This is a genomic window from Flavobacterium sp. FPG59 (assembly GCF_002150205.1).
In the GTDB taxonomy this organism is placed as follows: domain Bacteria; phylum Bacteroidota; class Bacteroidia; order Flavobacteriales; family Flavobacteriaceae; genus Flavobacterium.
In genome coordinates this window covers 1-12,125 of the sequence record NZ_MTCA01000085.1, presented here as the reverse complement: position 1 = coordinate 12,125, position 12,125 = coordinate 1, and the positions used below count along the sequence as shown (strand labels likewise).

Genomic DNA, 12,125 nt, shown 5'->3' with positions numbered 1-12,125 from the left:
ATATATAAGGTATTTATGAAAGCAAAAATGATAACTATTGCGACTGCATTGTCGCTATTTTTTTTAAGTTGTAATTCAAATAAATTTATTGTTTGTGGCCACAGAGGTGCAATGGGACATGAAACCGAAAATACAATAGCTTCTATAAAAAAAGGAATTGATCTCAAAGCCGATATGCTGGAAATTGATGTCTTTAAGATTAAAACTGGCGAAATTGTTGTTTTTCACGATGATGATTTAGATCGATTGACAAATGCAAAAGGAAAGATTGAGAGTTACACTTTTGACGAACTGAGAAAAGTACTTGTTGCGGGTAAACATCAAATTCCAACCCTTGAGGAAGTCATTACAACTATGAATAGAAAAGCAGTGCTCAATATTGAATTGAAGGGAGAAAATACGGCGGCAGATACGTACGCCATTATGGAAAACTTTAAAAAGCGTGGCTGGAGCAATAAAGATTTTTTTGTATCTAGTTTTAAAGTAAATGAATTAAGAAAAATGAGAAGTTTGAGTAAGGATGTTTCTATAGGATTACTGACTTACAAAGATCCTATTGAAACTGTGATTCAGTTAGGGAAAGAATTAAATGCGCAAGCAATAAACCCTTATTTTAAAACCTTGACGCCAGAAAATGTTGCGATCATGAAAACTAATAATTTCAAGATTCTTCCTTGGACAGCAAACGAGCCTGCTGATATCAAGACGCTACAAGATTTAAAAGTGAGTGGAATCATCACAGATTTTCCCGAAAGGATTGTGCGTTAAACTGAAATTTATAAATGTAAAAGAAAGTCTGTTTTTTTTCAGACTTTTTTTTGTGCCCATTCAAAACAGATAAAGGAATTATTTTTTCTGAATTATTTCGGCTAGTAACTTCTTGGCACGTAAAAGTTTAATTTTTACATTACTTAGCGGTTCATTCATTTTTAAAGCTATTTCTTGATAGCTCATTTCTTGAAAATAACGCAGCTGAATCACCTCTTGGTAATGAGGTTTTAATTCTTTAATGCATTGTAATAAACGGGATAAGTTTTGTTCAGTGATCAATACATCCTCAGCAGACGGAGTAGTGTCAGCAATATTGTATGCTTGATGATTTTCGTCTTCTGTAATTTCAACAAAAAGACTTAGTTTTTTCTTTCGTAATAAATCAATATGCACATTTTTTGCAATAGCTATTAACCAAGTATTGAATTGAAATTCAGTATTGTAAGTGGTTAATTTGTCAAATGCTTTAGAAAATGTTTCAATGGTAATGTCCTCGGCTGTAGTTTCATTTTCGGTTCTTTTTAGCATGAACCCATATACCTCATTCCAGTAGTGATTCAATAGAAAAGTAAAGGCAACTTGATCACCTTGTTTTGCTTTTTCTATTTGATTGTTTATTTCCACTGTGCTGGTTTTGAGAATAGATTAATGATAAAGATATTGATTTGGATTAAGATTAAGACAATTTCAACAATTGGAAACCAAAATTTTAAATCATGCTCCTCAAGTTTCCTTGCAGATGAACCTATCATAATCCATGCCACGAGATAACGAAAGGCTACTAAACTGGTGACAATAATCCATTCAAATTGAAACGCAAGCAAAACAGCTGGTAATACAATGAATAATAATTGTGAACTATAAAAAACACCTAATTGAAATTGATCAAAAAAAGTATAATGGTTAGCAGTTGCAACATGCCTTCTTTTTTGTGATACCCAATCATTAAAGGAAGTTTTAGGTTTAGAAAGTGTAAAACTATCTGGCTCAAATGCTATTGTAGTGTTTTTTGCTGTTGCAGCTTGATTTACAAATAAATCATCATCTCCTGAGCGAATGCGCATGTGCTCAATAAATCCGTTTACTTTAAAGAATTCGTCTTTTTTATACGCTAAATTTCTACCAACTCCCATGTACGGCTTGCCTAACTTTGCCCATGAAAAATATTGAACTGCTGTTAAAAGAGTTTCGTATCGAATTATTTTATTCAAAAAGGAATTTGTAATTCGTTCGTATTTACCATAACCCAAAACAATCGTTTTTTGAATGGTGAATTGTGCGGTCATGGTAGCTATCCAGTTTGTTGAGGTAGGGTAACAATCGGCATCTGTAAATAATAAATAGTCTTTTGATGCTGCTTTAATACCTAACGTTAAAGCGTATTTTTTATTTCCCCAAAAAGCCTCGTTATTTTCCACTTTTACAAGTCGAATGTTTGAATATTGCTTTTCAAATTCTTCAAAAACATCTAGTGTTTTGTCACTTGAAGCATCATCAATTAAAACTATTTCAAAGTCAGGGTATTCTTGTGCTGCTAATAATGGTATAAATTGCGCTACGTTTTCTTCTTCATTTTTAGCACAAACTATTACAGATACTGGAATTTTTTTTGGAGTACTCTTTTGATCTTTGGCGAAAGCAAAAACCCTGAAGACCCCTAAATAATAGAGTATTTGAACGGCTACAATAAAAATAAAAAAGTAAAATAGTAATATAAGCATTTGTGTTTTATGAGTATTAATATTCGTTACAAGGCGTGTATAAATAAGGTTGCAAAGGTATGAATAGAATCTCTAAATGTTAAATACTAATTGTAATTTTCCAGAGAAATTAAATAGGACATTTTTTCATTTCAGTTGCAGTTGCAATGGCTTGAGGAGTATTTACTTTTTCTAACGCTTCAATAATGTTTTGATAATTTTTTTGGTCTCTATTTTGAGACATTTTCTTTGTAGCATTAATTTCTGTAATTTCAATCTCAAAGGCTACAATTCCCTTTGCTTGGCGCATTGTTTTTGCTGATAAATCTTCAATACGAATTGGGCTTTCTGAACCTTTTTCGTATTTATCTACTAACCTTTTTAAGGATTCTACAGCTGCTTCGTGATCAATTATTTTGATTTTCCCATGTATTTGAACTGCAATATAATTCCAAGTTGGCACATTTTCATGATCGTACCACGAAGAAGATATGTAACTGTGAGGTCCAGAAAATACTGCTAAAACTTCGTCATTTTCTAAGAATCCTTTCCATTGTGGATTCTCTTTTGAAATATGACCGCACAAAATTTCTTTTCCTTCACTGTTAGTTTCTAGCTCTAATGGAATATGAGTAGCACACAGTTTACTATTAGACTGATTGATGAGTATACCAAAACTGTTTTCGTAAAGAAATTTTTTTATTTCTGCTGCATTTTCGTTTCTGTAAATATCAGGAATGTACATGGATTGATTTTATTTTATAGTTGATACTAATAAAGGAATTCGTGTATCATATAATGTTAACTTCTGCTTCAATACGAATTCCAAAAAGTTTAAACACGGTATCTTGAATTTCATGCGCTACATTTAATATCTCTTTTCCTGTAGCATTGCCATAATTTACAAGAACTAAAGCCTGGTTTTTATGTACACCCGCATCACCAAAACGTTTGCCTTTAAAACCGGCTTGCTCAATCAGCCAACCCGCGGGAACTTTAACCTCTGTATCTGAAATTTCATAGAATTTCATTTCTGGAAAGCGCTGGTGTATTTTTTCAAAATCAGATTTTAAAACTATTGGATTTTTAAAGAAACTACCGCTGTTGCCCAGTTCTTTAGGATCTGGTAATTTACTTTGTCTGATAGTAATTACCGCATTACTAACGTCTACAAGAGTAGGATTTATGATATTTTTTTTGGCTAATTCACCTGAAATATCTCCGTATGAGATGTTTATTTTATGGTTTTTCTTGGTGAGTTTAAAAACTACGGATGTAATTACGAATTGATTTTTTATTTCATTTTTAAAAATACTTTCACGGTAACCAAATTTACATTCCTCATTAGTAAACGTTTTAATTTCTTGGTTTTGGATGTTCATTGCTTCACAATAAGCAAAAGTATCTTTTATTTCGGCACCATAAGCCCCAATATTCTGAACTGGAGTTGTACCCACATTTCCCGGAATAAGGGACATGTTTTCTAATCCTCCAAAATCTTGATTGATGGTCCATAGTACAAATTCATGCCAGTTTTCACCTGCTTGACTTTCAACCCACACAAAGTCATCATTTTCTTTGATGATTTTTTTGCCTTTTAAATCCACATGAATTACCAGAGCGTCAATATCTTGTGTTAATAGCATGTTGCTGCCACCACCTATAATAAATAATTCAGTATTTTGGTTCTGGTTTAATACTATTGCTAATTCTGAGACGGTATGTACGGCTATAAATTTTTTTGCGAAAGCATCAATGCCAAAAGTGTTGTGTTTTTTTAGGGAAAAGTGGGTAAGTATGTTCATGATGGTATGCTTTTTCAAGTATTGTAACAAATGTCAAAAGTAATTATTAAAATTTAGATGTGTATGTTCTCATCCAGATATGCATCATAAAAAGCGGCATAACATATTGAGTCATTCTCATATCTCCTTTTTGTAAATTAGAGATCAATTTCTGAATATTGATATGATTAAAATAAGGCATTTGAAAGAGGTCACTTTTAGCAAAAAGTTCTATTTCTTCTTTAAAAGCATCACTGCTTACCATGTATTTACCCCAAGGTGCACTTAAACCTACTTTTTTAAAGTTTAGAATTTCTTGTGGCAACTTTTTCTCCATTGATTTTTTTAAAATGAATTTCCATTTTTTTCCTGAAAACAACCATTTATCCTCTAATGAACCTAATCCAATGATGAGTCTTGGATCTAAAAAAGGTTCTCTACATTCTATTGATTCTCCCATTGTACAGCGGTCATTTCGATCCAATAGAGAGCACAAATAAGTATGCTGGTCAAAATAGAGTGCCTGTCTTCGGAGATTATTAGGGTAAATTGATTTTGCTTCCTCAAATATTTTCATTCGGTATTCATTTATTGGAGGATTTTTTATGCCGAAATTTTTTGCAATGTCATTTGGATATATATTTGATCCATTAAAAATAACTAAATCTGAATTTGTATTAATTTGAGAATACCGTCCCAGTTTTTCCAGCCTTGGTTTGTTATTAAAAAGCTCAAAATTGCTAATCATTGATATTGCATTTAATAAAGATGGATATTTTAAAGTTTTATAGCGTACATAACCTCCCATTAATTCATCTGCTCCTTCACCAGATAAAAGTACTTTCACCTTTGGTTTAGCCATTTTAGACAGCGCTAAAATATGAGGTTCACTCAAATGTACAATGGGCTCATCTTGGTAGTATGTAGCTTTAATAAGGTTTTCATATAGATTTTCATCTTTTAATTGCATCGTGTGAAATTCATAATCAAACTTTGAGGCTAAACTTTTGGCTAGATGAGACTCGTTATGCTCTGCTTCTTCAAAACCCATATTAAAGGTTTGTATTTTTTGATATTTTTGATCGTGTAAAGAAGCTAAAATTGATGATGAATCTAAACCTCCACTTAATAATACACCTACGGGTACATCACTCACCATTCTTAAATTTACAGAATCGTTAAATGTTTCTTGAAACCATTCTATAGGTTTTTTAATTTGGTCTTGATTTTGAATTTCTGTCTTCAAGTCCCACCATTTTAAAATCTCTTTATTACCGTTTTGATGTATAGTTAAAGAGTGACCTGGTAAAACTTTGTTCACATTCTGATATAAGGTATTTTCACCAGCTACAAAACGATTGAAAATATATTCCTCTAGTCCGTCAGTAGCGATTTTAAGAGGTACACCAGCAGTAAACAATGCTTTTTGTTCTGATGCAAAATATAATGATTCATTATGTAACGAATAGTATAGCGGTTTGACACCCATCCTGTCTCGTGCAAGTGTCAATTTTTTTTCTAGTTTATCCCAAATAGCAAAGGCAAATATTCCATTGAGTTTATTCAGCATTTTCAAGCCATGTAACTGAAATAGTTTCATTAATACCTCTGTGTCAGATGTATTTTTTATAGTAAGCCCATTGTTTTTTAATTCGTTATAAAAGTATTTGTAATTATAAATTTCACCGTTATATACCATTATGTATCTTCCGTCTTCGGAAATATAGGGTTGGTGACCTGCGATTGTTAAATCTATAATGGATAATCTTCTATGTCCTAATCCGATATTTTTATCAATAAAAACTCCTTTGTCATCAGGTCCTCTATGTTCTAGTGAGTCTCTCATTCTAAGTAAGAGACGTTCATCTACCTTTTTTTGATTTTGTAAATGAAAGATTCCATTAATTCCACACATAATGAGTTATTTCTTGGCGTTTATTAGAGTATGGTATTTATTGGCAATTTCCATCATGTTTATTTTGTAATTTGCTTTTTGAGAGCAAAAATTGTAATTAATTTTGGTAGCGTTTTCAATATTATTAGGGTTTTTTATAGCCCATAAAATCTCTTGTGCAAGTTTGTTGTAATTGCCCACGGGTACAAGCTGCCCATTTTCTTTATGTTTAATATAGCTTTTATTCCCAGGAATATCACTTACAATGGGATAACAGCGCGTGGCCATTGCTTCAAAAAGTGATGCCGAAACTCCTTCAGTTACTGGCATGCTGATGTATAGATTTGCTTTTTCAAGATATTTAGGTAATTCAGTGTTTAAAATTCTTCCAGTAAAATGAACTTTTTGAGAAATATTTAAATCTTGCGCTAGTTTTTTTAAATTCAAAAGTTCTTTGCCATCACCTACAATTGTTAGTTGAAAATCTATTTTGTTACTTTCAATAATTCCAAAGGCTTTTAAAATTACTTCGTGTTGATATTCAGGAAATAATGAACGGGTGACAATAGCATTTATTTTGCCCGAAAAGGTTTTTTGTGGACAATTAAATTTTTGGAAGTCAATACCCTTTGGTAAAACCAAAACTTTACTCATGTTAACATTTGCTTTTTGCATGGAATGTGACATTACAGAACCCCAAGCATGAATTAATGTAGCATGTTTAAAAGCATATTGTTGCATTCTTTTTTTTAGAGGGTACAATATGGAATTTTTTGGCCATAAATCTGTGTATCCTTGTTGTGCAATTGCTACGGGTTTAATTCCGCATAAAACTGCAAGAAAGCCATAACTTGTAGTTCTTTCTGCAATGATCATATCTGGTTTTTCAGCCCGAATAATTTTTTTAATCTGGTATAATGCTGTAGTGTATTCTAACAGTCGTAAAATTCTATTTTTTAAATTATTACTTGGTTTTTGTAACTCCCAGGTTATGATTTTAAAACCGCCAAATTCCTCCAGCCCTTTAATCCAAGTGATGGCATCTGCACGGTAGGTTTCTCCTAAAAAAAGAATTTTTCGTTGTTTCACGTTACTCGGTCGTTAGGGCACGATTGATAAAATCATTCAGCGGTTTTAAAAGAATTAATTTTTGACAAATTGTTGCTGTAAAATCTTCTTTTGAGGCATCATCATAATCGATTTTATGTGACGATTCAAAGCTTTTAAGTTTTAATAAATCAATTGCTGGATGGTCTTTATCATAACCACGTGGGGGATTTTTTAAAAGATCTTTTTCGTTTCTATCAAGATCACCAAATTCTTTTTTGAATTTTTTCTCGGCTAGTATGGCTTCTAAATCTTCATGAAAAAATGCAATTTCTTTTCGTATTTTTTTTACGTCTTCAGCTTCTGGACAATACAATCCGCCAGCTATAAAACTGCTTCCTTTTTCTAAATGAATGTAATATCCAGACCTATTATGACCTTTTGCACCAGATGAAATCCAGATGCCTAAATGGGATTTATAGGGTGTTTTATCTTTTGAAAACCGAATGTCTCTATTGATTCTAAAAGTACAATTTTTAACTTCAAGTAGTTCTAGACTTGGGTCTAATGGTTTTAGGGTGTCTAGCAAGTCACTAACAAATCTTTTATAATCTGTCTTAAAAGCTTCGTATCTTTTTTTTTGGTCTAAAAACCAATCTCTATTGTTGTTGGTTTTTAAATCAACCAGAAATTGAAGTGATTCTTTTGTGAGCATATACTTTATTGTATTTGTTTTTTTAGATCAACTTCTGTTATGTATCCTGATTTTTGCCATTTTACTTTTGCGCCTTCGTAGAAAAGTAAGGTAGGAAGTTCACTAATTTTTAGTTCGCTCATGAGCGTTTTATTTTTATCAGCATCAATCCTTATGATGGTAATGTCATTGGCAAGTTCTGTTTGCATTGTTTTTATGTAAGGGGCCATTTTTTTACAAGGAGCACACCATTCAGCATAGAAATTTATGAGAACTTTTTTATCACTAGTAGTGATTTTAGTGTATTCTTCCATTGTCATGCCTATCACTTTGTCATTTGATTTTGCTAATCCTGCAGCTTCCCATTTCAAGATGCCGCCTTTCATTTCATAAACGGTAGTAAATCCTAATTGGTTGAGTTTTTCATGTGCGCTTTGACTTCGCCCTCCAGATTTGCAGTAAATAAAAACTGGTTTTTTGGGGTCTAATTTGGCTACTTCTTTTTCAAAACTGTTACCAAGCCAGTCAATATTGATGGCATTATCTAAATGATAGGACGAAAATTCTTGAGGTGTACGTACATCTATAATTTGAGCGCTTGGTGTTTGGGCAATTTTGTCACTAAAAGTCTTCGCATCTATAGTTTTTGTAGTTTCTTGGGCGTTACATGAGGTGAAAAATACAGCGCATGCTAGAATAACTATGTATTTAAATGGTTTCATTAGGAATGTTTTATGTTGTTCAAAAATACTTAATTTCTGCAGTATTTTTTAGATTTTCAATGTGATTTAAAAGTAGATTAGTGCTATTGTTTAATAATCAGAGTTTACTAAATTTTTTAAGCTCTTTTCCACATGCTAGTGCTTGTTTAATAAGGTATTAATTTTAAAATATAGTTCTTCTTTATTAATAGGTTTTATCAATATGTCATCTACCAATAATTCTTTTAAGTTTGCGGTATTCATATAAGAGTCGCCAGTGATTACAAGTATGGGCACGTCAGCATTTTTGTTCGGTATTTTCTTGATGTCTTCAACAAAATCAAATCCTGAATATTCACTTATTTGTAAATCGGTAAGTATTAAGTTAGCTTCGTTAGTTTTTAAATACGTTTTTGCCGACTCTACATCTTGAAAAGTAGTAGCTTTAAAGTGTATTTTTTCTATTAATTTTTTCAAAAGTAGCAATGTCATTGGGTCGTCATCAACTACAACAACTTCTGTAGTTTTGTCTTTAAATTGGTTTAATAGTTTTGTTTCGCTAGTTTCTTGCTCTTCATTTGATGGTTCAAGCATCAAGAAGAACGAAATTTCAGTTCCTACATTAAGTTCGCTTTTTACTGATATTTCTCCTTTAAAAAGTGAAATGATATTTTTGCATAATGTGAGTCCAAGACCTGCTCCAAAACTGATTTGCTCTTGATGGGCTTTACTTTGGTAAAACTTATCAAAAATTTTATCTACTTCTTCAGCGGGAATTCCAGCTCCTGTGTCGGTAATTTTTACATCAAATCTATAATTTTCGCCTGTTTTTTGGAGAGCTGTAACTACTGTAATTGAACCTTTTTTGGTAAATTTTATTGCATTACCTATAATGTTGTAAAACAACTGGTGAATTTTAACATTATCTGCCCAAACACTTTCGTCTAGCTCTTTAGGGATAGTATATTTAATTTCGAGTTGCTTCAATTCAGCCAGCGCTTTTAAAGATTCTAAAATAGCACTGACCTCTGTTTTTAAGTTCATCTTGGTATTGTAAAGTAGTAATGTATTGTTTTCATTTTTAAAAAAATCCAAAATTTGACTTACTGTTATTTGCAAGGAGTTAGCAGTAAAATACAAGGAGTCAATTGGTGAGTTTAATGAAGGGTTTGTATTTGAGTTTTTAATTTTTCTAGAAAAGTTTGAAATAATATTCAATGGCGCTCTCATTTCATGACTGATCATTCCAATTAATTGATTCTTTTTGTCTAGATTAATTTCTGCATTTTGTCTTAAGTTGTTTAAATTCTTTTCAAGTATGAAAGAGTAGATGGTGTATAACAGCAATAGAAAAGTGATAATGCTCATGGCAATTAACAAGTAAAAGATAAATTGTTTCTTTTCTACTAGTTTAGAATTGTATTCCTTTATGTTCTGCAAGTATTCTATTTTATTCAACTCTTGAGCTGAACTAGAATAAATCAAGACAATTTCTTGACTTTTTGTTAATATTTTTTTATTAATTTTAATGAGTTCGTTGTCTTTTTCTTTGAGTGCAAAATGAACTTTTTGCAACTTTGAAACTTCGTTTTTGTAATAATTCTCAGTAACCTGAAAAATATTTTTCAATTGCTCTTCAAAGGAACCTGCTTTTTCTTGGTTATTAAAAACCATTTTTATCACAGATTTCACTTCCTCTTTGTCAACATCATTTTTACCAGCAATAGCATTTCCAAGTCTGCCAAAAAAACCTTTCTTTTTTGTTACAACGGCTGTTTTTGTAGTATCGTAACTGATAGAACTTAGAACTTTTTCATAATTGTATGATTTTAATTTGAAGTTTAAATCATTTGGAGATGTTTTATTAAGATTTGAATTCATGATGGCATCAAACTCATTCCTCAGTTTGCCCATATCACTTTCTAATCCTAATTTTGATTTTATGATGGTCTTGAAAGCAACATTTTTTTGAGTCAAGCTGCTTAGTTTTTCAAGATCAGTAATCATCTTTTTTATGGCTTCTTGATATTTTATATACCGTTCCGTTGAATTGGAATTTAAATATTCATTGAAGGCATTATTAGCTTCAAAATAACTTTTTATAGCTTCATTAGACAAGGTCAAAGCTTCATTAGGCTTTGCAAGAGCATCAATTGAGTTGTAAATGTTATTTTGAATTTTTGTTTCAGAATACCAAAAAGTAAATGCTACAATTTGCAAAGCAATGATAGAAATAAAAAGAAATATGTGGACTATTTTTCTATTTTTGATAGGAATCATTTGGTTTGATTTTGGTTCGTATTAAGTTTATAGATTAAAAATTTTATAAGACTGATGCGTAGATTTTACAATAGTCTCCGTACGGTCTGAATGTGTGTCTGTTATGAATAATTGTCCAAAAGTAGCACTATTTACCATTTCGATAATTTTACTAACCCTACTTTCATCAAGTTTGTCAAAAATATCATCAAAAAGTAAAATGGGTTTCACACCACTTTGTTTTTTTAAAAATTCAAATTGAGCCAGTTTTAATGCAATCAAAAATGATTTTTGCTGTCCTTGTGAACCAAATTTTTTAATGGGATGCTCATCAATTTGAAAAACTAAATCGTCTTTATGGATGCCCACACTAGTATATTGTAGTGCTCGGTCTTTTGTAATGTTTTCTTCTAGCAAGGATAAAAAACCTTTTTGGGATAAGTGACTTTCATAGAGCAACTGAACGGTTTCCTCTGATCCAGTGATTGCTTTGTGATGAGCAATAAAAATAGGTAGAAATTGAGCCACAAAATCTTTTCGTTTTTCAAAAATCGAATTCCCTAATACAGTCAATTGTTCATTATAGATAGAAAGAGTATCTGAATCGTAGACGTGATTGAGAGCAAAATATTTAAGCAAAGCATTGCGTTGACTTATTACCTTATTATAATGTATTAATTCCTGAAGGTAGTGGGCATCCAGTTGAGATATCACACTGTCCATAAACTTTCTTCTAGTTTCACTACCTTCAACAATCAAATCTCTATCTGCGGGCGAAATGATAACAAGTGGTATAAAACCGATGTGGTCTGAAAATTTATCGTAATTCTTACCGTTGCGTTTAAGGATTTTTTTTTGCCCTTTTTTTAGGCTACAAACTATTTGCTCCGTTCTTTCATTTTTTTCAAATTCTGCATCAATGACAAAAAATTCCTCACCGTGTTTGATATTTTGAACCGCTAGTGGGTTAAAATAACTTTTGCCATACGACAAATGATAAATTGCATCCAGAACATTGGTTTTGCCAATGCCGTTTTTACCTACAAAACAATTTATTTTATGGTCAAAATCAAAGCTGGCCTCTGAAAAATTTTTATAATTGAAGAGCGAAATTTTTTTTAAATACATGAGAAAGTCTTGCTACAAAGGCGATCAAGGTTTTTGGAAAGGAGTTTTTTATAAGGGTGCAAATTATTGAAAAATATCCATATAACCCGCTTTTGTAGTTTTTCAATTTTGAAATATTTTATCAAAAGTGAAGCGTCTTATTACAAC

The 12,125-nt window shown here is 31.6% G+C and carries 11 protein-coding genes; 1 reads left to right on the top strand and 10 read right to left on the bottom strand.

Annotated elements, in window-relative coordinates; all coding sequences use genetic code 11:
* Nucleotides 1-768, top strand: a 768-nt coding sequence (locus tag FPG59_RS09220) for a glycerophosphodiester phosphodiesterase (RefSeq protein ID WP_369596808.1), incomplete at its 5' end; no start/stop codon positions are given.
* Between the two features lie 78 nt (nt 769-846).
* Here FPG59_RS09220 and FPG59_RS09215 read toward each other — a convergent pair.
* From FPG59_RS09215 to FPG59_RS09170, 10 genes are all read right to left on the bottom strand, one after another.
* Nucleotides 847-1,395 carry an RNA polymerase sigma factor gene (locus tag FPG59_RS09215; protein WP_086454323.1) on the bottom strand — a complete coding sequence of 183 codons (549 nt, stop codon included), beginning with the start codon at nt 1,393-1,395 and terminating at the stop codon, nt 847-849.
* Nucleotides 1,386-2,492, bottom strand: coding sequence for a glycosyltransferase (locus FPG59_RS09210; RefSeq protein WP_086454322.1), 1,107 nt, complete (start codon nt 2,490-2,492; stop codon nt 1,386-1,388). Before FPG59_RS09210 ends, FPG59_RS09215 begins: the two co-directional genes overlap by 10 nt.
* Nucleotides 2,493-2,601: 109 nt before the next feature.
* A complete protein-coding gene (locus FPG59_RS09205; protein WP_086454321.1) occupies nt 2,602-3,216 on the bottom strand; it encodes an FMN-binding negative transcriptional regulator in 615 nt (204 codons plus the stop codon).
* A gap of 46 nt (nt 3,217-3,262) precedes the next feature.
* A complete protein-coding gene (murB, locus tag FPG59_RS09200; RefSeq protein WP_086454320.1) occupies nt 3,263-4,276 on the bottom strand; it encodes a UDP-N-acetylmuramate dehydrogenase in 1,014 nt (337 codons plus the stop codon).
* A gap of 46 nt (nt 4,277-4,322) precedes the next feature.
* A complete protein-coding gene (asnB, locus tag FPG59_RS09195) occupies nt 4,323-6,170 on the bottom strand; it encodes an asparagine synthase (glutamine-hydrolyzing) (RefSeq protein WP_086454319.1) in 1,848 nt (615 codons plus the stop codon).
* 6 nt (nt 6,171-6,176) lie between these two features.
* Nucleotides 6,177-7,238, bottom strand: coding sequence for a glycosyltransferase (locus tag FPG59_RS09190; RefSeq protein ID WP_086454318.1), 1,062 nt, complete (start codon nt 7,236-7,238; stop codon nt 6,177-6,179).
* Between the two features lies 1 nt (nt 7,239).
* On the bottom strand, nt 7,240-7,911 hold the full coding sequence (locus FPG59_RS09185; protein WP_086454317.1) for a DUF2461 domain-containing protein: 672 nt from the start codon (nt 7,909-7,911) through the stop codon (nt 7,240-7,242).
* Nucleotides 7,912-7,916: 5 nt separating this feature from the next.
* On the bottom strand, nt 7,917-8,612 hold the full coding sequence (locus FPG59_RS09180) for a thioredoxin domain-containing protein (protein WP_086454316.1): 696 nt from the start codon (nt 8,610-8,612) through the stop codon (nt 7,917-7,919).
* 135 nt (nt 8,613-8,747) lie between these two features.
* Nucleotides 8,748-10,871, bottom strand: coding sequence for a hybrid sensor histidine kinase/response regulator (locus tag FPG59_RS09175; protein ID WP_086454315.1), 2,124 nt, complete (start codon nt 10,869-10,871; stop codon nt 8,748-8,750).
* Nucleotides 10,872-10,898: 27 nt separating this feature from the next.
* Nucleotides 10,899-11,978, bottom strand: a complete 1,080-nt coding sequence (locus FPG59_RS09170) for a DNA replication/repair protein RecF (protein ID WP_086454314.1) — start codon at nt 11,976-11,978, stop codon at nt 10,899-10,901.
* Nucleotides 11,979-12,125: the final 147 nt, after the last annotated feature.